Below are 22,911 nucleotides of genomic sequence, written 5' to 3'. Positions count from 1 at the left end.
CTTACTTTTCACATCTGATTACTGCATTAAGAATTTATAACCGCCAATGTTTTTAAGGGCGATACCTGTACCACGAACAACCGCACGAAGTGGATCTTCGGCTACGTGAACGGGTAGTTTGGTTTTAGCAGCAACACGTTTATCCAAACCTCTTAATAGTGCACCACCACCCGTTAAATAAATACCGGTTTGGTAAATATCTGCTGAAAGTTCCGGAGGCGTAATCTCTAATGCTTTTAGGATTGCTTCTTCAATTTTAGAAATTGATTTATCCAGGCAGTGGGCAATTTCTGTATAGGATACGGTAATCTGTTTTGGAACACCAGTCATCAAATCACGGCCCTGAACAGCAAAATCTGCTGGCGCATCCTGTAATTCAGGTAAAGCAGCACCTACTTCAATTTTAATTTTCTCTGCGGTACGGTCACCAATCATAATGTTATGCTGACGACGGATATAATTTACGATATCAGAGTCAAAGTTGTCTCCCGCCACGCGGATAGACTGATCGCACACAATACCCGATAATGCGATAACCGCAATTTCAGTTGTACCACCGCCGATATCGATAATCATGTTACCCATAGGCTCTTCTACGTCGATACCAATACCTACAGCGGCTGCCATTGGCTCATGGATCAGGTAAACTTCTTTAGCGCCTGCAATTTCAGCAGAGTCGCGCACAGCACGTTTCTCTACTTCAGTAATCCCCGAAGGAATACAGATGACCATTCGCAAAGATGGAAACATCCATCCTTTACCGCCATTAAGCATACGGATCATCCCTTTAATCATTGCCTCTGCAGCGTTGAAATCAGCAATAACCCCATCCTTTAGCGGACGAACAGTTTTAATATTATCGTGGGTTTTACCCTCCATTTGCATAGCCTGACGGCCAATAGCAATAACTTTATTTGTTGTACGATCGAAAGCAACGATTGATGGTTCATCCACCACTACTTTGTCGTTATGTATAATCAGGGTATTCGCAGTGCCTAAGTCGATGGCCACTTCTTGCGTAAACCAGTTGAATAATCCCATGTATGAGTTATGATTTCTTAAATAGTTAAATATCTACCTATTCTTAAATGTAAAAATAGCTTTTTTATTGCTTTAAGTATTATTTTCTTTAGCGAATAAGCTAAAAGAACAATCAGAAAGACTAAAGGTGACAGCAATGGGCTATATGCCTTAATCTTTCTGCATCAGCATAATACTAGTGCTTAAAGTGTCTTACTCCGGTTGTTACCATTGAAATGCCTTTTTCATTCGCTTTCGCTACTGAATCAGCATCTTTGATGGAACCACCCGGCTGCAGTACTGCAGTAATGCCTGCATCGGCAGCAATCTCTACGCAATCAGGGAAAGGGAAGAAGGCATCGGATGCCATTGCACTTCCTTTCACGCTAAAGCCAAATGAAGCTGCTTTTTCGATGGCTTGTCTCAAGGCATCAACACGTGAAGTTTGACCAACGCCACTCGCAATCAGTACATCATCTTTAACCAATACAATGGTGTTCGATTTGGTATGTTTTACAATTTTATTAGCGAAATGTAAGTCTTTTAATTCCTGCGCTGTGGGTGCTTTTTCAGTTACAGCAGTCATTTGCTCAGGTCCTTCGATAATTAAATCTTTATCCTGCTCAATCACTCCGTTTAATAAGGTCTTAAATTGTTTTTTGCTCAACTCAACATCATTACGTTGCAAAATAACGCGGTTTTTCTTTTTGCTGAACAACTCAATAGCTTCTGGCTGGTAAGAAGGTGCAATTAATACTTCGAAAAACAAGTTGTTGATTTCTTCTGCCGTTGCCAGATCAACCTCAACGTTGGTAATCAATACACCACCAAAAGCGGAAACAGGATCGCAGGCTAATGCATCAATCCATGCTTGCTTAACCGTTGGGCGTGAAGCGATACCGCAGGCATTCGTGTGTTTTAAGATGGCAAAGGTAGGATCTTCAAACTCATCAATTAAAGCTACAGCCGCATCAACGTCAACCAGATTGTTATATGAAAGTTCTTTTCCGTTTAATTTGGTAAACATGGCATCTAAATCACCATAGAATACTGCACCTTGATGAGGGTTTTCACCATAACGCAAGGTTTTGGCTTCAGCCACACTTTGTTTGAAAACATCAAGTGGTTCTTCTTCGTTAAAGTAATTGAAGATGGCTGTATCGTAATGAGACGAGGTATGGAATGCTTTTTTTGCATAAGCTTTACGCTGAGCCAAAGTAGTTTCGCCATTTTGTTCTTCCAGTTGAACCTGTAGAGTAGGGTAGTCGTTCTTTGAAGCAAGGATTACAACATCATTGAAGTTTTTTGCAGCTGCACGGATTAGCGAGATACCACCAATATCGATTTTTTCGATGATTTCGTCAGGTGTTCCACCAGCTTTTACGGTTTCTTCGAAAGGGTACAGGTCAACAATTACTAAATCAATCTCAGGGATTTCATATTCTGCAATTTGCTCCTGATCGCCCGCTAAACCTCTGCGATTTAAGATGCCACCAAAAACTTTTGGGTGTAATGTTTTAACGCGGCCACCTAAAATAGATGGATAACCTGTTAAATCTTCAACAGCCGTAACTGGTAAATTTAAATCTTTGATGAATTGTTCTGTTCCACCGGTAGAGAATAACCGGACACCTTGGGCGGCCAATAATTTTACCAATGGTGCTAAACCATCTTTATAATATACTGAAATTAAAGCGTTTTTGATTTTAATGGGTTGACTCATTCTACTGTAAATTTTGAGCCGCAAAGGTAGTAAAACAGTATTGTTTTTTTATAATGTTTCCCGGTAAAAAAAGCGTGTGTTTTATTGTATTACGCTGATATGTTTTTTACGCGGTTACTTATTTATTTTTTAACTTTTTTTACCAGCGTTTCTATCACCCTTGGGTAGTGAAGGTGTTCCAGCTGCTGGCCTTTAAATTTAACCATCTCGAGGTTGTCACTCTTATCGATTTTATATTTAGCCTGATAAATGTATTCCCCTTCATCGTAGTTTTCATCAACATAATGAATGGTAATACCGCCTTCACTTTCACCTGCTGCAATAACCGCATTATGAACATGATCGCCATACATGCCTTTGCCTCCAAACTTTGGTAAAATGGCGGGGTGGATATTTACAATTCTGCCAGGGTATGCGGCAATCAGGTTTTTCGGAATAAGCCATAGAAAACCTGCTAATACAATAAAATCAATATCAAGATTTTTGAGCAGGTCGATTACTTCATCAGTTTTTGTAAATTCATACCTGTCGAAAATGTGACTGGGGATTTCAAAATTATCGGCTCTCTGAAGCACATAGGCGTCGGGATTATTGGTGAGTACCAATGCGATTTCTATTTCATTGCTTCTTTTAAAATGCTCCATCAGTTTTTGGGCATTCGACCCTGAACCAGAAGCGAAGATGGCTATTCGTTTTTTCACTCGATAATCGTTTTCTCCAAAAATAGTATTTTTAGGTATGTTTTTGTTATCGAAGCCGATTTTTATTGCCTTTGGGTTGTATGGAATTTTGCGGGTAATCATTTGAAAAGGTTCGGCTTTGGTTTTGATGTTAGCACTTTCTTTTTTATTACCGGGCTAAAGTGGTATAAATGCGAAATTTAATGTATTTTTGTGCCTCGCAATGAGGGGGTTATTTTATTTAATAAAAAAACAAAATTGTTTTGTGTTTTAAAAAGATTAACTCTATATTTGCAACCCGAATTAAAGGAAACGAATAAGAAAAATAAAAGGCTAAATAGAAATGGCAAATCATAAATCTTCATTAAAAAGAATTAGAGCAAACGCAACAAAACGTTTACGTAACAGATATCAGGCAAAAACTACACGTACTTTCATCAAAAGATTACGTGCTGCAGAAGATAAAAAATCTGCAACAGATTTATTGCCTAAAGTAATCTCTATGTTAGATCGTTTAGCTAAAAAGAACATTATCCACAAAAACAAAGCAGCTAACAACAAATCGAAATTAACGAAATTCGTTAACGGTTTAGCATAGTCTACTTTTATGATATAAGGAACGGCATTGATTTTATCAGTGCCGTTTTTTTTGTAGGTTAAATAATTTATTTTTACGATATTAGTGAAAGCATCCCAGCCAACAGTTGGGATGCTTTTTTTTGTCTGAAAATTTATGGAATATTACGATCAAAAACTCGGGATAAAACTGTGGGCTGAGGAAGACCGCCCACGTGAAAAACTGCTGCTTAACGGAAGGAGACATTTAACTGATGCGGAATTGATTGCAATTTTAATTGGATCAGGTAATAAACATGAAACAGCTGTGGATCTTAGTAAACGGATTCTCGCTTTCTATGAAAACAATCTGAGTAAGTTAGGTAAGGCATCTGTTCCTGAACTTTCTAAATTTAAAGGAATTGGTGAAGCTAAGGCCATTTCAATAGTTGCAGGGTTGGAGCTTGGTTTAAGAAGAAGGGAAAGTCATGATGAACAGCTCACACAGGTTACCGCATCCAGCGATGTGCATAAGTTTCTTTACCAGACCTTCAGAGATCTCAATCATGAAGAGTTCTGGATTTTGTTGCTCAATCGTTCCAACCATATTATTGGTAAGCACCTCATCAGCAAAGGGGGGCAGGCCGGCACAGTTGCAGATCCGAAAATCATCTTTAAAGTTGCGCTTGAAAATAACGCTGCCAATATCGTTCTGGCCCATAACCATCCTTCAGGCAATTTAAAACCCAGCGACAGAGACAACAAACTCACACGTGATTTGGTTGCCTCCGGCCTGATGCTGGGTCTTTATGTAATTGATCATGTCATCTTTGCCAATCAGCATTATTATAGTTATAAGGATGAAGGCTTGCTATAAAGCTGAATGAATTAGGCAGGTTCATATTTACAGGGAACGGTTTAAAACCATAGTCTTGCGAAAACAGGTAAATGGTCTGATGGGTATCGTTTATTTTTGCTGTCGCTAAGCACAGCGAATTTTTGAACCTTAAAGCCTTTGTTTACGAAAATGTAATCAATTTTATCTTTCAGATCGCTGTTGAAATTAAAAGCATTAAATGTTCCCGTTGGTCCGTATGCAGGTTCTTCACTCACCTCTTTCGCGTCGGACAGGAAAGATTTTATTGTGGCTATCGCTTCAGTGTCGGGCGTAACGTTTAAGTCGCCTGTAAATACCACGGGTAAGGTTGGTGCAATCTGCTGGATCTTTTGTTTTAATAGTTTAGCTGATTCAATTCTGGCCTGTACGCCGATATGATCGTAATGGGTATTGAATACCAGAAAATCTTTTTTGTTGGTTTTATCGAATAGCCTCACCCAGCTGCATACCCTGTTCAGGGCCGCATCCCAACCTTTAGAAGGAACGTCAGGGGTGGTAGAAAGCCAGAAAGTTCCTCCGTCTTTTTTTGTAAAGCGATCTTTATTGAAATATACAGCAGAAAATTCGCCTTTACGCTTCCCGTCTTCACGGCCAACACCTACCACATCAAAATTAGATTTTTCAAGCAGCGCGTCGAATTGCTCAGGCAAAGCTTCCTGAACACACAGGATATCGGCATCATGAAATTTAACCAGTGCCTTTACGTCATCTTTACGGTTTGGCCAGGCATTTATGCCATCTGAGGCTACATTTAAACGGATATTGTAGGAAATGATATTAATAGGGGCACCTTTTTTTTGTGCCAGCGCAACTGTAGAAATCAGTAGCAGGGAAAGCAGGGGTTTAAAAATTCTCATGGGTTATACTGTTTTATAAGTCGGCAATATTAAACATTTCATATTAACACAGTTTTAAGTTTTGGCTGAACAACCATTGATTTTCGGTGGTAAGAAAAATCGTTAAAAGCAGGTTTCTTTTATCCGTTGCATTTTATTACATCAACTTTCCCCGTTTGGTTTTCTGCTTTGACCTTTAAATAATATCTTTGCGTTTTATAATTCCGGAAACAGATAGCAGCGCTTTTGATCTCCAATCTGACATCTGGAATCTCAAATCTAAATAGATGAAAATATCATACAACTGGTTAAAGCAATTCGTTCAAATAGATAAAACGCCGCAGGAACTTTCGTTAATTTTAACCAACGTAGGTTTAGAGGTAGAAAGCGTAGAGCAGGTTCAGCCTGTAGTGGGTGGTTTGGAAGGCCTGGTTATTGGCGAGGTTTTAACCTGCGTTCAGCACCCTAACGCTGATCGTTTGCGTATCACTACGGTAAATGTTGGCGGAAAAGAGAATCTCCAGATTGTTTGTGGTGCACCTAATGTCGGTGCCGGACAAAAAGTGGTGGTGGCAACTGTAGGTACTACAGTTTATCCATTGGAAGGCGAGCCGTTCAAAATCAAAGAATCCAAAATCAGGGGAGAGCTTTCTCAGGGAATGATATGTGCTGAGGATGAAATTGGTTTAGGTAAATCTCACGATGGCATTATGATTCTGGCTGAGGATACCGAAGTTGGCATCAGGGCAAAAGATCACTTTCAAATGGAGGATGATTTTATATTTGAGATTGGTTTAACACCAAACCGTGCTGATGCAGCCTCACACCTGGGGGTAGCCAGAGATTTGGCTGCTTATTTCAGAAGCGAGTATGAAATGCCAGATCTGTCAGCTTTCAAAACAGATAATGAAAATTTGGTTATCCCAGTGGAAGTGGAAGACTCAGCCGCTTGTCCACGTTATAGTAGCCTAACCATTTCTGGCGTAACTGTATGCGAATCGCCAGAATGGCTAAAAGATAAATTAAAAGTAATTGGTCTTCGTCCTATTAATAACGTTGTTGACGTTACCAATTATGTACTACACGGCTTAGGTCAGCCACTGCATGCCTTCGATGCAGATAAAATCACCGGCGGCAAGGTTCTTGTTAAAAAAGTATCCGAAGCAACACCTTTTATTACTTTAGATGATGTAGAACGCAAGCTGAGTGCAGATGATTTAATGATTTGCAATGCAGACGGGCCAATGTGTATTGCAGGTGTTTTTGGCGGTAAAACATCGGGCGTTGACACGGAGACTAAAAACATTTTCCTGGAGAGCGCTTATTTCAATTCAGTTTCTGTTCGTAAAACAGCAAAAAGACATGGGTTAAAAACTGATGCTTCTTTCCGCTTCGAGCGTGGAACAGATCCTGAAATTACCGTTACAGCGCTTAAATATGCAGCACTTTTAATTAAGGAAATTGCAGGTGGTGAAATTTCATCATCAGTATCTGATATTTATCCAAACCACATCCGCCCGTTTGAGTTCGAGGTGAGTTATACCAATATCAATAAGTTAATCGGAGCTAATATTCCTGCTACCGAAATTAAACACATTATTACTGCGCTGGGCATTACGGCAACCAGTACTTCTGAAGATACGCTGGCATTGAGGGTTCCTTCATTTAAAGTTGATGTTACCCGTGAATGTGACATTACAGAGGAAGTGCTGCGTATTTACGGTTACAATAATATTGAGATTCCATCGAAGGTAAATGCATCACTTTCTTACAGCATCAAACCAGAGAAAGAGAATACCCATAACGTAATTGCAGATATGCTTACCGCCAATGGTTATGCGGAAATTATGTGTAACTCTTTAACCAGATCAGCTTACTCAAAAAATCTGGATGAAGCAGTATTCATCTTAAATCCTTTGAGCAGCGACTTGAATGTAATGCGTCAAAACTTATTGATGCCAATACTGGAGAGTGTGGCTTATAATCAGAACCGTAAAAACGCAGATGTAAAGTTTTATGAGTTTGGTAAAACCTATCACCTCATCAATGAAAAGTATGTAGAGCGTCCGCGCTTATTTCTGTTAATCTCAGGAGCAAAGCAAAGCGAACAATGGAATCAGAATTCTAAATCTGCTAATTTTTATAATTTAAAATCGGCAGTAGATGCTATTGTATCACGTTTGGGTATATCAAGCTTTCAAACCGATACCTTGAACGATGAAAACTTCGCTTATGGAATAAAATATTTCCGCGGAGATAAATCGATTGTTAATTTCGGGGCAGCTACGAAAGCAGACCGTAAAGTTGCTGATGTGAATGCAGAGGTTTTTTATGCCGATTTTGATTGGGCCGCTATTTTAGATATCGTTAAGAAAAATAAAATCGTTAACAAAGAGGTTTCGAAATACCCTCAGGTACGCAGGGACTTGTCCTTATTGATTGATCAGGCCGTAACCTTTGATACATTAAAAGGCATCGCTTTCAAAACTGATAAAAAACTGATTAAAGAGGTAGGTGTGTTTGACGTGTATGTGGGTGATAAATTACCAGAAGGTAAAAAATCATACGCATTAAATTTTATTTTGCAGGATGAGGAGCAAACCCTTACAGATAAGCAAATTGACAATACCATGCAGAAGTTAATTGCGAATTTAACGCAGCAAGCTGGTGCAGAAATTAGGAAATAAAATATAAATTCGTATTTTTAGAAAATAAATCCATGGCTTCTGTTGCAGATCAATTAGATAAAGTATTACAAAAAACAGCTCAGTTAATTGAGTTATGTGGTGCCTTGCAGGAAGAAAGTGATTTATTAAGGCTTGAAAATCAATCGTTAAAAGTTGCGCTTGATACTGCCAGAGTTAAAAGCGTAGAACTTGAAGAGAAATTAAGGGTTACCAAACTGGCAAAAAGTATTGAGGGAACAAGTGAGAAATCACTTGATATTAAACAGAAAATTAACGATTTTGTGCGGGAGATTGATAAAAGTATCGCATTGTTAAAGAAATAAAATGATGCGCGGAAATCAGAAACTAAGCTAACAAATGGGAGAAATCTCGATTAAAATAACCATTTCCGACCGTATTTATCCCTTAAAGGTAAATACTGAAGAGGAAGAAATTGTGAGGCGGGCAGCCAAAATGATCAATGAGCGCATAAAAGATTATCAGGATAATTATGCGGTTAGGGATAAGCAGGATCTTCTTTCTATGGCAGTGTTGCATTACGCCACTGCGGTATTAAGAACTGAAAATAAAGTACAAAGCCAGGATACTGCTGTTGCCGATAAAGTCGAAGAATTGGATGTTTTACTCAATGGTTTCTTTGCAAAATAAAAGGTTCGTTCTTTTAAAGTAATCGTTTTTCTGGCGTAAGCCCTAACGACTTCTTTAATATATATTAGCACAAAAATATAGCCGCAGCTAGTTTTTGAGTTTCAAAATTTATAAAACTTAACACTTCAATATCTATGGGGTTAAGAGGGCGTATTTCATCTGCTTAGGCACCTGAAAATGGCTTAAATCCCAATTATGCTTAGTTGAGGTTTAAAATTATTGGGACTTGAAAAATTAGGTGCGGTTTTTTTTTACTTAAAAAACAAAATGGAGATAACAGAAATTCTAGGATACATATTTGCCCTTATAGCAGGCTTAGGTATCGGTATAGCAGTAGGTAGATACTTATTGCGCAACTTGCTTAAACAGCAGGAAGTTGCAGCTCAAAACAAAGTGAAGAAGATTTTAAAAGATGCAGAGAACAATGCAGAAATCTTGAAAAAGAACAAACTTTTAGAAGCAAAAGAAAAGTTTTTACAATTGAAGGCTGAGCATGAGCAGGAAGTAAATGCCAAAAACAATGCCATTAACCAGCGTGAAAATACCATGAAGCAGAAAGAGCAATCGGTAAATCAGCGCATGGAAAACTTCAACAAAAAAGAACAGGAGCTGGATAAGCAAAAAGGAAACCTGGAAAAACAGACCGAACTGGCTGTGAAAAAACAGGAAGAAGTTGAGGTACTTAAAAACCAACACTTAAAACAGCTGGAAACTATTGCTGGATTATCAGCAGAAGAAGCAAAAGATCAGCTGGTAGAAAACCTGAAACAAGAAGCCCGTACACAGGCCATGATGCAGGTGAAAGATATTGTTGACGAAGCAAAACTTACAGCAAGTAAAGAGGCCAAGAAAGTGGTTATCCAGACTATTCAACGTACCGCAACCGAAGCTGCAATTGAAAACTCGGTGTCTATATTCCACATTGAAAGTGACGAGATTAAAGGTCGTGTAATTGGTAGAGAGGGCCGGAATATCCGTGCTTTAGAAGCCGCTACCGGCATTGAAATCATTGTAGATGATACGCCTGAAGCAATCATTTTATCGGGCTTTGATCCGGTAAGAAGAGAAATTGCCCGATTGGCCTTACACCGTTTGGTAACAGATGGCCGTATCCACCCGGCTCGTATTGAGGAGATTGTTGCTAAGACTAAAAAGCAGATTGAAGATGAGATTGTAGAAATTGGTGAGCGTACCGTAATTGATTTAGGTATTCATGGTTTGCACCCTGAGCTTATCCGTATGGTAGGACGTATGCGTTACCGTTCATCTTACGGACAAAACCTGCTACATCACTCGCGCGAGGTGGCAAATTTCTGTGCTACAATGGCTGCAGAACTTGGCTTAAATGCTAAAATGGCTAAGCGTGCAGGTTTACTACATGATATAGGTAAAGTGCCTGATGATAACCCGGAATTGCCTCACGCGATCTTAGGCATGCAGCTGGCTGAGAAATATAAAGAACATCCGGAAATCTGCAATGCCATTGGAGCCCACCACGATGAAATCGAAATGACTTCAATGATTTCTCCGATTGTACAAGCTTGTGATGCGATCTCTGGTGCCCGTCCTGGTGCACGTAGAGAGGTAGTGGAAAGTTATATCAAGCGTTTGAAAGATCTGGAAGAATTAGCGCTTTCTTATCCTGGTGTTGAAAAGACATTTGCGATACAGGCGGGTAGGGAATTACGTGTAATTGTAGAGAGTGAAAGAATTACAGATGCGCAAGCGGAATTGCTGGCTGCAGATATTTCGACCCGTATTCAAACGGAAATGACTTATCCAGGTCAGATTAAAGTGACTGTAATCAGGGAAACCCGTTCAGTGGCTTTTGCGAAATAAGATTATTTTAGTAAAAATGATATCAGGCGTTGAGCATTGCTCAACGCCTTTTTTATGGAATAAGATTCGGGTTGTTTTTGCCTCAGATTCGCTTGCTTTTTCATAATTTTGCTTTATGAGCAAATCAACCATACAGATTGAACCAACGCGTCCGGTAGATGTACTTTTTGATAAGTATGCCGAAAGCCACCAGAATCCAACAAACAAATTGGTTCACTGGGTTTGCGTACCGCTTATAGTTTTCAGTTTACTTGGTCTGGTTTGGCAAATTCCATTCCCTCATATCGGATTCCTGGGTAGCTATAACGGTTATTTTAACTGGGCATCTTTCCTTTTGGCATTTAGTCTGTATTACTACTATACCCTTTCGCCGGTCTTGTTTTTCTTCATGATCTGGGTAGTTGGATTGATGAGCTATATCATTGTAAAAATAGAACAGGCTGTAGGTTTAGGAAGTGGCACTGCCTATGCTATTTATGCTGTCATTTTCGTTGCTGCATGGGCTGGTCAGTTCATAGGTCATAAAATTGAAGGGAAGAAACCCTCGTTTCTGGATGATGTTAAGTTCCTGTTAATAGGTCCGATATGGCTTTTGCACTTTATTTGCAAAAAGACTGGTATTAAATACTAAACCGGAAGTAGCTAACATTAAATTAACATTTAGCTAAACAAAGCTTAATTAACATCTAACATACAGCTAACATTGTGGTAATAGCTTTGCCTAAAATAAAACACAGGCAAATTGGACTTAATCACAATTTTAAAAAAATCGGCATTTACAATGCTGGTTTTATTTCTAAGCATCTCTGCTTACGCTCAAACCGGCAGAATCTCTGGTACAGTATCAGATAAAAAAACAGGCGAAACCCTGATTGGTGTTACCGTTAAAATTAAAGGAACAACGAAAGGGGTTTCTACGGATGTTGATGGAAAGTATAACCTGCAAGGTATGGCTTCCGGAAAGTACGTGCTGGAATTTTCCTATGTTGGTTACCAAACAAAGGAAATATCTGATATAGATGTTAAAGCTCCAGCACTAACGTCATTAAACGTGAATTTAAGTGAAGCAAGTGGACAAAGCCTTGGCGAGGTTGTTGTTAAAGCAAGCTTCAAACAAGAATCTGTAAATTCACTTTATGCTAAACAAAAAAACAGTGCTGTAATTTCTGATGGTATTGCAAGTGATCAAATTAAAAAATCTCCTGATAGAAATACTTCTGATATCTTAAAGCGAGTAAGCGGTGCTACCGTTCAGGATAATAAGTTTGTAGTAATTAGAGGGTTAGGTGATAGATATAATACAGCAACCCTTGATGGATCGTCATTACCTAGTACCGAACCTAATCGTAAGGCTTTCTCATTTGATATCGTACCATCGAATCTTGTAGATAATTTAATCATAAGCAAGACAGCAACACCAGATTTACCTGCGGATTTTACTGGAGGCGCAATCCAGATTTCTACAAAAGATATTCCAGATAGTAATTTTATCAGCATAGGACTTGGCGGAGGTTATAACACAGCTTCAACTTTCAAAACTTTTAAAAGCGGAGTAAGAACTGCAACCGATTACCTAGGATTTGATAATGGTGATAAAGCATTACCTTCCAATTTTCCTTCTCGCAACCGAATTTTAAGTGGTACCCTAAGTACTGAAGACGGAATTAGGGCTATGAATAATCTTCCAAAGGATTGGAAAACATATAATAATACTGCATTACCTACTCAGAATTATCAATTTACTTTGGGAAGGGTAAAAGATTTTAAAGAAAGCAATAACAGATTGGGTGCATTATTTTCTTTAACTTATAGAAATGCTCAAAACATTTACAGCGATGTTATTCGTGATTATGTAAATGTGAATTATCGTGATAATATTTATAAGTTTTCGACCAATATTGGTGGTCTGGCAAATTTTGCCTATACCTTTGGTAAAAGCAAAATCACTTTCAAAAATATCTATAACAGAACTTATGACGACCAATACCTGGAACGTAATGGTTACAACAGTGATAGAAATAGGGATATTCAATTCTATGCATTTGATTTGATGCAAAAGTCTTTATTTAAATCTACTGTAGAGGGTACACATCAGCTAGGTGAAAATAATTCGAAAATTGATTGGTCCCTAAGTTATGCCAACATATTAAATGATCAGCCAGATCAGAAAAAAATCATTTATCAAAGAAATCCATCTGATATCGGTACAAATAACTATGTTTTCATCGCTCAAACCGATCAGGTAAATAAGGAAAATTCAAGATTGTTTTCAAAGTTAAATGAAGATAATTATAGCGGTGGGATTAATTACACTCGCCCTTTAAAGATGTTTGGTCAGGTAGCCACGTTTAAAGCTGGATTAAATTCAATCTATCGTGATCGTACATTTGACGCCAGGTTTATTGGACTAAGAGCTAATCAGAATGCTGCAAATAAAGATGAAATTAACAGAAGACCAAAAGCGACATTATATGGCCGGGATGCCATAAGCAGTGGAGCTTATGTGCTTGATGACATTTCTTTGGATGGTGACAGTTATACAGCTCATTCAATGACTAATGCTGGTTACCTGATGTTGGATAATAAATTTGGTGAAAAATCAAGGTTAGTGTGGGGTGTAAGGGTAGAACAATTTAATGTTGTATTAGATGCTAAAGTTCCTACTCCAGAAACATCAGTTGATGATAACTACGTGGATGTATTGCCATCAGCAAACTATACTTATAGCTTAACACCAAAAATAAATTTAAGAGCCTCTTACTATCGTACACTTGCAAGACCCGAATTCAGAGAATTGGCAGCATCATCTATCTACGATTATGAGTTATTAGCTTTGCAACAAGGTAATACTAAATTAAAGGAAGCAAAGATTGATAATGCCGATATTCGTTTTGAGTTTTATCCACAGGCAGGTCAGATCATTTCAGTTTCTGGTTTTTATAAGAAATTCCATAATGCAATTGAATCATTTAATAGTGATGCAGGATCTTCGAGAATCATCACATTCATAAATTCTGATAATGTTAATGTTTACGGAGTTGAATTTGAATTGCGTAAAAGCCTAGACTTTATTGCAAATACTGAATTCTTGAAGCAAACTACATTCTACACAAACCTTTCGTTTATTAAATCAAGGGTAGAAACGAATAATACTGGTATTAATTTGATCGAAACATCTAGGCCAATGGTTGGACAAGCGCCGTATATTATCAATGCCGGGCTTCAACATAGTTTCCTTGATAATAAGTTAAATTTTAACGCGCTCTATAACCGGGTGGGTAGAAAATTAACCGTTGCTGGGGGAGCCCTTTATCCAGGTACGTGGGAAGCACCACGAAATGTAGTGGATTTGCAATTGGCATTAAAAGTATTGAAAAGCAAAGGCGAGTTGAAACTTAATGCAGGAGATATTTTCAACAACCGCATTACGCAATATTATGACAATGATTTAGACAAAAAGTATAACCCTAATGGTACAGATGAAACAATTAGTAGCTATAAACCAGGAAGTAATTACTCCCTATCGTTTTCTTATAACTTCTAATGTTAAATACAAACGCATTTTAAATGTTAATTCTTAATAATTAATTAAAGCAGTGTTAACGCATGGGTAATACCATAATAACACTTTTGATGAAAGTAAAAAAAACAAAATGAAAAAACAATTATTACTTTGCGCAATGAGCGTAATGGTCTTTTTAGCAAGCTGTTCTAAAAGTACTGAAGATGATGATTACACGCCACCAGTAGACGGTAATACTGTTGAGGTAAAAGGTGATATTACTGCAAGTACTTCTTGGACTGCTGATAAAATCTATCTTTTAAAAGGAAATGTATTTGTAACAAATAATGCAACTTTAAATATTGCTCCAGGTACAATTATTAAAGGGGATAAGGCAACTAAAGGTGCCTTAGTTATCACCAGAGGTGCTAAAATAAATGCAGCTGGTACTGCCGATAAACCAATTGTATTTACTTCAAGTATTGCAGCGGGAGCTCGTGCGCAAGGTGATTGGGGTGGTGTAATTCTATTAGGAAAAGCCATAAATAACGTAGGCACATCAGTGCCAATTGAAGGTATTTCTGATGATACTGAAAAAGGTAAGCATGGTGGTACTGATAATGCAGATAATTCAGGCGTAATGCAATACGTACGTATTGAATATGCAGGAATTGCATTGAGTCCTGATAATGAAATCAACGGCTTAACTTTTGGATCAGTTGGGTCTGGTACAACTATTGATCACATCGAAGTGTATCGTTCAGGTGATGATGCTTTCGAGTGGTTCGGTGGTGCAGTTAATTGTTCATATTTATTAGCAATTGATACATGGGATGATGATTTTGATACAGATAATGGATACTCAGGAAAAGTACAGTTTGGATTAGCTCAACGCTTATCTGTGACAGCCGACGTATCTGGTTCTAACGGTTTCGAATCTGATAATAATTCATCTGGAAGTAATGCTACTCCTCAGACTTCAGCAGTTTTCTCAAACATGACTATTTTAGGTCCTGTGGGTCAAGGAACAGTGAATGCAAACTTTCAACATGGTGCTCAAATTCGTCGTAATTCAGCGATTAGCATTTTCAACTCAGTTTTTGCTAACTACACAGAAGGTATTTTCTATGATGATGAGAGACCGGCCGCTCCATCAACAGTTAATTCTTCAAGTAACTTAGTTGCCAATACATCAGTATTCGCTAATAACTTGATTTTTAATTCAAATGGTAAATCAAACCAAGTTAAAGCAACAAATTCTGCTACACTTGCAATTATCAATCCATTATTAACTGCTGCTAACACTTTTAATACAGCAGATATCACTGCTGCAACATTTGTAGATGCATATAAATATTCATCTGATATTTCTACGAAAATCGGAAGACCGAACTTTACCTTAGCTACTGGTTCTAGTGCTGCGACAGGTGCTTTATTTACTAATGCTAAACTAGCTGCTAACTTTGATAAAACTGTAGCATTTAAAGGTGCTTTTGGTACAACAGACTGGACTGCTAACTGGGCTCATTTCGATCCTCAATCATTAGCATATACCACTCCAGGTGTTGTAAAATAATCTTACAAAACCTATATAACAAAAAACGCCAGAAGCAATTCTGGCGTTTTTTGTTTAAGTACCTATTTATGAAACTGTTTTCGCAGTTTTTGTTTTTCTTCCGGAAGCTTTGGGAGCTTCATCTATTAAAGGGCTTTCTACTACTATTATTTCCTCAACAACATCTTGTTTTAAAAAGGGAGTAATCGAATCATCTATTGGCTTTAACGAAATTTTCTTAGAAAGTTGTTTTGCAAATTTCTCAATCACTTTATCTGTTTTTTTTGCTTTACCAAACGGGGCGAGAACTTCGTTAAATGCTACTGCTAATCTTGATTCTAATTCTTTACGTGCTTTCTTATTCGCCGAAATATTCTTCGACTTAGTTTTGTGCTTTTTCATTTAACTCTTTTAGGATTTACGCAAAGGTAAATGATCAAAAGATTAAATTAATATTATGATTATGTTAACACGGTGAATGACTGTTAACATCTAAAATATTTAACGTAAATTACTTACAAAGAGAATGCTTAGATAAACCACTAGAATATGAACTATCCTGTAATTATTGCAGTGCTGATTTTGGTTGCCGCTTTACTCATTTATTTGATTAAAAGGAACCAGAAGGATAAAAAGGAGTTTGAAGAAGAAGTACTTCAATCTGAAACGCCGGCGGAGGACGCCGATAAGGAGAACCTTTAGAAGGCAGTTCCTTTGGCAACTTCACCTCCTAAATCCAGGGCATTTTGGAAAGTTTCAAGGTACTGCAGCAAATGACGCTCGGCGGTAGCATACGAATTAAATGTTGAAGCCGGCTCATATGCATCTGCTTCTGCATTACTTTTGTAGAATAAGCTGGTTTGAAATACGAATGTATCCGGATGATTGATCGGAGACATTATTCTGGCCTTAACTGCGTGGCCATGAACTTCAACATAAAATTCTTTTAATATAGAATAGATTATCGCCGACATAGGGTTGACATTTTAAATTGCCATCTAAAGTACCATTAATAAGCCGTCGATTATTTGCCTAACAATTTAGTTACCTATTGATAATGGTAATTTAACATTAAAGCCTGCTAACGTTTAGCCTGTGGTTCATAGGCATAAACCACCTCAAATTTAATGTTTTTAAGCTTAGACGATAGCTGGCCGATCTTCAGGTCCTGTACTTGAGGGGTAGGTTCGCAGTAAGAATATTTTTTGCCTTTGTAAACAATAAATTCCCCGATTGGCTTATCAAATTGAACAGCCATAGTGAGGTGTGTTGGATAAAGAAGGGCAACCATTGGTAAGTTATAAATTTCTTTAACCAGGTAAAAGAATAGTGCCGCACGGTCGTCGCAGTCGCTATAAGTATTGCCCAAGGTTTGCTCTGGCGATAAACGTTTCTCTTTTCCAAAGTTTTGATCATCATTCTCGTATAGAAAGGCATATCTGGTAAAGCGCATTAAATAATCAACACCTTTCTTTTGGTCCATGTATCTGATATTTTCTTTCAATGTTGGAATCAGCGAACTGTAGGTTTCTCTACTCAGAGGAATATTGAAATAACTTTCAAAATCTACACCAGGGTAGTTTTTAAAGATGGTTTCAACATCGTCGCTTACTTTCAATTTGAAATGGTAGGTATTATGTTTAAAATTAAAGGCAAGCGCTCTCTCTCCGTAGCTTTCAGGTTTAAAGTCGGGCATACGCGTTACTTTATATGAAAATGCCGCTTTTGCTTCAGGGATTATAATGTCGACGGGTTTATAACTATCCGCCTGCTTAAATAGTTTCCCGTAATCATGATGATTTAAGCAGGTATACTTATGATCATCGATGACAAAGTAGGGGATATCGCGTATATCTTCATTATTTCTGACATAAAAAATAACCTGATTATTCCCTACAGCTAATCTGGCATCATAGCCGCATTTGCCTAACAAAAACCATTTGTATAGTGTATACCTGAAATAATTCTCGGCCTTCGGACTAATCTGCTCTGCCGTTTTCCGGATGAGCTGATAATAGATCCAGTCGTTTAATTTGTGCTCTTTTTGATAATCCTTGAGTTCATCTACCAGCGAAAGATAATCGCTGGTAGTTATTTTGCTGTAAAAATCCCTTATCCCGCTTTCAGATGCGCCAGTAGATACAGTGATCTTTAAACCGCTGGGTACTTCAAAATTGAAAGTTCCGTCGTAAAAGTCAAACGAATATTTTTGAGCACAAACATTTATACTCATCATTATAAAGCAGATAAATAAAATGCGTTTAAAAAAATATATGCTTACCCCTGTTTTCAATTCCCTTTATATTTGGTTATATTAAATTTACATATACTTAACGTAAAAGCAACAATTTTTTTATGTTAACAATGATAGCCCGGATTGATACTGATTTAACATTAAAATACTTTTTTTTGAAAAAAAAAGGTATTTTAAATTATTTATGTATTGTGAATTAGAAAGAAAGTGTTAATTTTGTGACTGCAAGGGGTGAGAGCCTTGCATCACAATCATAAAGATTGAGAGCGTTAATTTAGATAAAGGTTACAACAGCGATTGTTGTAACCTTTTTTTATTTTGTGAATTCTGTGAAATTGATCGCTCAGTAACCTCGAAAAAACGATGATATAAATAATCCTGGCTTAACCTGTTCTTAATACAATAGATTCATATTTGTGCCATAAATATTTGGTTAGTATTTTTTTTATACCTTTACGTTCATTAAACGAACAATTTTAAAAAAGGGACAAAAAAGGGACAAAATTAAATGACCGCACTCAACTATAAAAAACTAAGCATAAATACTGCCGATAACAACAAATGGTACGTGTCTTATTACCTTCTAACAGAAGCAGGAAAACTTGAACGTAGGAAAGAATATGGTTTGAAAAACTATAAGATTTCTCTGCAAAAAGAACCCGACCTTGAGAGAAGAATGGAACTTGCAACAACGCTTTTAAATCTGGTTAAACGTGACCTTGAATCTGGAGTTGATCCAAAGCTCAGCTTGGAAAATCGGAAAGCTACGCAGCGTATAAAGCTTGCTGCATGGCAGCAAGAAATCGATGACCGTATTAAATTCGATGATGCAATTACGATGCTAAAAGAAGATAAAGGTTGGATTGATCCGAGCGAAGGAAAAGAAGCAGCAGCCCGAGCAATTCCAACGATGCTACGTACTTCTTTCAAACCTTATTTGGTTGAAATAGGCAAGGACGATGATATTCGTAAGGTTACCAGAATTGACATAAAGAACTTCATTGAAAGACATTTCAATGCATCTAAAGGTGGTGACATAGCGAGATGGTCAGCATCAACCTGCAGTGCAGCCAAAGCCAGAATTGCAATTCTCTTCAATATGTTAATCGATAAAGACTTGATTGAAAACAATCCAACAATTGGTGTTAAAATCAAATCTGATAGTGAGAAAATTGAACAAGATGATGATGGTGATTTTGACCGATTTGAGCCTTGGAGTGAGTTTGAATTTAATACTTGGTTCGATGTATTAAAAGATAGTGAAAATGCGATAGACAAAGCCATTTACACCAGCAGTGCCATTATTTATTATGGGTTTATTCGTAAGTCGGAACTGTTAAGATTGAAGTGCTGGATGGTAGACTTTACAGAAGGTCGGGAACGTTTCACGATACCACCAAAGCTAACTAAGTCAGCAAAGAAATACACTAATAAAAACTTAATCAACGTTGATATTCCAGATGCTTTAGTTGCTATTTTAAAGAAATGGATGAAGTATAAATTTCCTAACGGATTTACCAAAGATGATTACCTAATAACAAACAACATTGATACCACGATACCATACAATTATGCAACCTTCACCCTGCATTTTGTTGACACACGTGAACGATTCAAAACAGACTATGATGGTGCATACGTTGATAAGAATATGTATGCATTGAAACATAGTGGTGTAATTAAACTTTACCATACCTTAATGCAAAGTGGTTTACCAATTAATGAGGTTCAAGAAGCATTACAAAATCATTGCAGGCACTCAGATTTCAGCCAGACAGTCACCTATCTTCGTGGAAAGTTGAAGCTGGATTTCGGAAATACAAGAAAGAAGATTAATTTTTAAAACGTTGAAGGGAGCTGTTAAGTTCCCTTTTTAATTTCTTCAAATGCCAGCCTATCAAGCATCTGAATGTGAGCATCCAATTTGGCTTGTTCTTGTTGCTTTTTAGACAATTTCTTTTGCTTGGGTAAGTTTGGATGGGGTGAAGTGTGAAACTGCACCACAGGCTGTAAATCTGCTTGTAACTTGTTAAGAATGGTAACTACATCACCAGACTTTTTCAATCGTTCATTTTCCTTTTCCAGTGCTTCAACCTCATTGAGATACTGTATCAATGATGGTGCTAAGCTTTGCATCAACTTCGATCTAAACTGAAAGACTGTTTTATGTATTTTCAAGTGTTCCATTCTGCAAATATAATGATTACAATTCAATTTTAATAACATAACTATCTTATAGTGAATTAGTTGATAGTTTAAGTAAACTATTAAAGGGTTGGTTACTACACTTCGCCAACCCTGCACGATAGGATGCAATACTAACGTATTGGCAACGCTGGAAAGGTCAAGTGGTTTGAATAGATTCTTTGGGGGGGTGAACGGAACTGGGGGGGTAGTTGTAATTCCTAACTTGAAAAATTTTAAAAGATCTATATTGACACAGTTACCCTTTGAAAGTCCAAATTGAAAATAGAAATATCAATCTCAGCACCTCATACTGGGAATCCTTAATCGATAAAAATAATTTAACCATCGAAGTGTACGATACCTATAACGAAACATGATTATCTTCATTGAAAGGTTATGAAAGAACTTGATAAGTTGCTAACCATTGGTTTAGTATAGTATCTACATAATATTTAACCTACGCCCTCAAGATTATTACTTAGTTGAAAAATTATCTTATTTAATATTTAACTACGAATGGTTGAAACGATAACTCTTAATGTTTCAATTTCAGTTACGATAGATTCAGTTTAATTCAATAACTCAATGTAGTTTATCGAACTGTAGAAATACTATCTCAACCTTTGCAAATATCCTTCAACCTGCAGAGTTTAATGACTTCTTACATTAAAGCAAAACTCAATGCGTTAAATACATTCCATTGTTATCGGTTAATATAGATGTATCAAAATCTACTATTCAACTCGAATAACTATTATAAATTTTCATCTCAATTTTTCTTCTGCAGGTATATAATGTATGTAATACATTATATCTCTTATTCTAATTCTAAGAATAAATCTAATACTAATTATGGTACTGCTTAATGTGGTATTTAATGTGGTATTTAACGTACTACCGAACGTAACATAAAACGAAAAGCTTAATGTAGCACTTAACGTAGCATGAAGCATTATTCTTAATAGTTGCAGAATTTACGCTCCAATATATAGTTTCAAAAAATAACAAATACACTTGATTTTTTTTGTTTAGGCATTACTTTAGAATCAATGAAACAATTCTAAATTCTTTGCTTAAATAGTTTCACTATCATTATGCTGGTGCATGGCTCATTCTCAACTTCAGCCATGTATCAGTTTTGCTTCTTGTGAGAAGGAAGTTAAGAAGTTGAGAGCAATAATAGTAGGATTATGAAACAAGCAGAAACTCCATATGAATTATATCTTCATATACCAAACACAGTTAAGATAACAATCGATAAAGTTTTCAGTGAAAACACTCAAGAGCACAGGAATAAAATTTACTTTCTGGTTTGGAAGATAAATCGTGAAACAAAGATTCAGATTAATATTAGAAACTACTCGAACTTATTGGGTATCAACTCTGGTATCCTAACTAAAATTCTTTCAAGCCTACGCATTGCGTTAATACTTGATACCGATGGCAAATATTGCATTGGTAGGGTAAGTAATTCTTATTTTCTCGTTAAACCATATGGGAAAAAATGCGATAAAGAGAGTGATTTTCAGCTTTTTTACAATTCCACAAACATGGATGTTCCTAAATGGGTAAAAAAGTACTGCACAGATAAAGGTATTGTGAAAAGTAAAAAATACTCTGATTTTGGAAAACGCCCTCAAAATGGTTTTGATCATCCTCTATATCCAATGATGGGGAATTCTCAACTTTTAATAAATGTTGATAGTGAATTGATGGTCGGATTTACCAGCGCATTAAGTCACGACCAATCCAATCCATACGTGGGAGATGAAATTGACGAAGTTTCATCTCTTACTCAATCCACTGCAGAACATGATTGCCAAATGCCAGTTGAAAACGGTAAGATCATAACTTTTGGCAACAAGCAATATATGGTGATGAGTAATTCTGGTTATTTCAATAATTTGTTGGAGCACCTATCAAGCAACGCTATTGGTGAGATAATATCTGAATTTTTAATAGGTGGCTCGAGCAATCGCCATGAAATACTTGATTTTAGTTACTCAATGATATGGCATATGGAAGAAAAACAATATAAAGTTACCATCCATCCAGATTCTCAGTAGTATAGTGTAATCTGCGAGCTCCTAGCTCGCTATATAGTTAAAGATGTGGAAACTCCTCAATCAGCTGCTGAGGTTTCACATCTAAAACTTTGGCAATATCAAATATCATCGAAACTGTAGCATTTACTACACCTCTCTCAATTCTGGATATTTGCGAATAGTCAACCTCAACTTTATTCGCAAGATCAGTCATAGTCAAGCCTCTCATCTTACGGTATCTTCTAACGTTAAGTGCAAGAGAGGAGATTCCTACCTCGTTCCTCCTGTTTTTACCACCTATACGCTGACCGCCTCTTTGCATGGCGCTAATAAAAAGAAAAGCTTAAGTTGTATATAGGGATTAAAATCCCTATTTTTGTACTTTACTTCTCTCATATGAAATCTAAATTGCCCTTAATCGTACTTCTGCTATCTTGTTGCTATTTATGTCAACAACATGATATCGATAATAAAGGAAGTGA

The 22,911-nt window shown here is 37.0% G+C and carries 21 protein-coding genes; 12 read left to right on the top strand and 9 right to left on the bottom strand.

The window, feature by feature from the left end; genetic code table 11:
• Positions 1-18 precede the first annotated feature (18 nt).
• The 3 genes from AB669_RS04700 to purN form a co-directional block, all read right to left on the bottom strand.
• Complete coding sequence (locus tag AB669_RS04700) at positions 19-1,041, bottom strand: rod shape-determining protein (RefSeq protein ID WP_010601761.1); 1,023 nt, start codon at positions 1,039-1,041, stop codon at positions 19-21.
• A 175-nt stretch (positions 1,042-1,216) separates the two neighbouring features.
• Positions 1,217-2,743, bottom strand: a complete 1,527-nt coding sequence (gene purH, locus AB669_RS04695) for a bifunctional phosphoribosylaminoimidazolecarboxamide formyltransferase/IMP cyclohydrolase (protein WP_047798151.1) — start codon at positions 2,741-2,743, stop codon at positions 1,217-1,219.
• A 122-nt stretch (positions 2,744-2,865) separates the two neighbouring features.
• Positions 2,866-3,444, bottom strand: a complete 579-nt coding sequence (gene purN / locus AB669_RS04690) for a phosphoribosylglycinamide formyltransferase (RefSeq protein WP_047798438.1) — start codon at positions 3,442-3,444, stop codon at positions 2,866-2,868.
• A gap of 322 nt (positions 3,445-3,766) precedes the next feature.
• On the opposite strand from purN, the gene rpsT reads away from it, so the two are divergent.
• Both rpsT and radC read left to right on the top strand, forming a co-directional pair.
• Entirely contained in the window at positions 3,767-4,021 is a 255-nt protein-coding gene (gene rpsT / locus AB669_RS04685; protein WP_047798150.1) for a 30S ribosomal protein S20, read from the top strand.
• Positions 4,022-4,156: 135 nt separating this feature from the next.
• A complete protein-coding gene (gene radC, locus AB669_RS04680) occupies positions 4,157-4,855 on the top strand; it encodes a DNA repair protein RadC (RefSeq protein ID WP_047798149.1) in 699 nt (232 codons plus the stop codon).
• Positions 4,856-4,896: 41 nt separating this feature from the next.
• On the opposite strand, the gene AB669_RS04675 is transcribed toward radC, so the two are convergent.
• Positions 4,897-5,733 (bottom strand): endonuclease/exonuclease/phosphatase family protein, encoded by an 837-nt coding sequence (locus tag AB669_RS04675; RefSeq protein ID WP_047798148.1) that lies wholly within the window; start codon positions 5,731-5,733, stop codon positions 4,897-4,899.
• A 266-nt stretch (positions 5,734-5,999) separates the two neighbouring features.
• Here AB669_RS04675 and pheT point away from each other — a divergent pair, with 266 nt between their 5' ends.
• From pheT to AB669_RS04640, 7 genes are all read left to right on the top strand, one after another.
• Positions 6,000-8,399 (top strand): phenylalanine--tRNA ligase subunit beta, encoded by a 2,400-nt coding sequence (gene pheT / locus AB669_RS04670; protein ID WP_047798147.1) that lies wholly within the window; start codon positions 6,000-6,002, stop codon positions 8,397-8,399.
• A gap of 32 nt (positions 8,400-8,431) precedes the next feature.
• On the top strand, positions 8,432-8,722 hold the full coding sequence (locus tag AB669_RS04665) for a hypothetical protein (RefSeq protein ID WP_047798146.1): 291 nt from the start codon (positions 8,432-8,434) through the stop codon (positions 8,720-8,722).
• A gap of 34 nt (positions 8,723-8,756) precedes the next feature.
• The gene (locus tag AB669_RS04660) at positions 8,757-9,047 is read left to right on the top strand and encodes a cell division protein ZapA (protein ID WP_047798145.1); all 291 of its coding nucleotides are present in this window, start codon (positions 8,757-8,759) and stop codon (positions 9,045-9,047) included.
• Between the two features lie 267 nt (positions 9,048-9,314).
• Positions 9,315-10,886, top strand: a complete 1,572-nt coding sequence (rny, locus tag AB669_RS04655) for a ribonuclease Y (protein ID WP_047798437.1) — start codon at positions 9,315-9,317, stop codon at positions 10,884-10,886.
• Between the two features lie 115 nt (positions 10,887-11,001).
• On the top strand, positions 11,002-11,517 hold the full coding sequence (locus AB669_RS04650; protein WP_047798144.1) for a DUF962 domain-containing protein: 516 nt from the start codon (positions 11,002-11,004) through the stop codon (positions 11,515-11,517).
• 150 nt (positions 11,518-11,667) lie between these two features.
• Positions 11,668-14,430 (top strand): TonB-dependent receptor, encoded by a 2,763-nt coding sequence (locus tag AB669_RS04645; RefSeq protein WP_047798436.1) that lies wholly within the window; start codon positions 11,668-11,670, stop codon positions 14,428-14,430.
• Between the two features lie 109 nt (positions 14,431-14,539).
• Positions 14,540-15,964: a hypothetical protein gene (locus tag AB669_RS04640; protein ID WP_047798143.1), complete on the top strand. Its 1,425-nt coding sequence runs from the start codon at positions 14,540-14,542 to the stop codon at positions 15,962-15,964.
• Between the two features lie 66 nt (positions 15,965-16,030).
• Here AB669_RS04640 and AB669_RS04635 read toward each other — a convergent pair whose 3' ends face one another.
• Positions 16,031-16,345: a hypothetical protein gene (locus AB669_RS04635; RefSeq protein ID WP_047798142.1), complete on the bottom strand. Its 315-nt coding sequence runs from the start codon at positions 16,343-16,345 to the stop codon at positions 16,031-16,033.
• Between the two features lie 147 nt (positions 16,346-16,492).
• Here AB669_RS04635 and AB669_RS22310 point away from each other — a divergent pair, with 147 nt between their 5' ends.
• Positions 16,493-16,645, top strand: coding sequence for a FeoB-associated Cys-rich membrane protein (locus AB669_RS22310; RefSeq protein WP_197082349.1), 153 nt, complete (start codon positions 16,493-16,495; stop codon positions 16,643-16,645).
• Here the strand turns inward: AB669_RS22310 and AB669_RS04630 are convergent.
• Both AB669_RS04630 and AB669_RS04625 read right to left on the bottom strand, forming a co-directional pair.
• A complete protein-coding gene (locus AB669_RS04630) occupies positions 16,642-16,917 on the bottom strand; it encodes a hypothetical protein (protein ID WP_047798141.1) in 276 nt (91 codons plus the stop codon). The genes AB669_RS22310 and AB669_RS04630 overlap by 4 nt on opposite strands.
• Before the next feature lie 107 nt (positions 16,918-17,024).
• Positions 17,025-18,179 (bottom strand): hypothetical protein, encoded by a 1,155-nt coding sequence (locus AB669_RS04625; protein WP_156166673.1) that lies wholly within the window; start codon positions 18,177-18,179, stop codon positions 17,025-17,027.
• A gap of 526 nt (positions 18,180-18,705) precedes the next feature.
• On the opposite strand from AB669_RS04625, the gene AB669_RS04620 reads away from it, so the two are divergent.
• Positions 18,706-20,040: a site-specific integrase gene (locus AB669_RS04620; RefSeq protein ID WP_047798139.1), complete on the top strand. Its 1,335-nt coding sequence runs from the start codon at positions 18,706-18,708 to the stop codon at positions 20,038-20,040.
• A gap of 17 nt (positions 20,041-20,057) precedes the next feature.
• Here AB669_RS04620 and AB669_RS04615 read toward each other — a convergent pair whose 3' ends face one another.
• Complete coding sequence (locus AB669_RS04615) at positions 20,058-20,384, bottom strand: hypothetical protein (protein ID WP_047798138.1); 327 nt, start codon at positions 20,382-20,384, stop codon at positions 20,058-20,060.
• 1,190 nt (positions 20,385-21,574) lie between these two features.
• Between AB669_RS04615 and AB669_RS04610 the strand changes: the two genes are divergently transcribed.
• Positions 21,575-22,450, top strand: coding sequence for a hypothetical protein (locus AB669_RS04610; protein ID WP_047798137.1), 876 nt, complete (start codon positions 21,575-21,577; stop codon positions 22,448-22,450).
• A gap of 37 nt (positions 22,451-22,487) precedes the next feature.
• On the opposite strand, the gene AB669_RS04605 is transcribed toward AB669_RS04610, so the two are convergent.
• Positions 22,488-22,751, bottom strand: coding sequence for a helix-turn-helix domain-containing protein (locus AB669_RS04605; protein ID WP_047798136.1), 264 nt, complete (start codon positions 22,749-22,751; stop codon positions 22,488-22,490).
• Between the last annotated feature and the right edge of the window lie 160 nt (positions 22,752-22,911).

Origin of the sequence: Pedobacter sp. BMA (assembly GCF_001027745.1) — a bacterium.
Lineage (GTDB): Bacteria > Bacteroidota > Bacteroidia > Sphingobacteriales > Sphingobacteriaceae > Pedobacter.
This window is presented reverse-complemented; position numbering and strand designations above follow the sequence as displayed.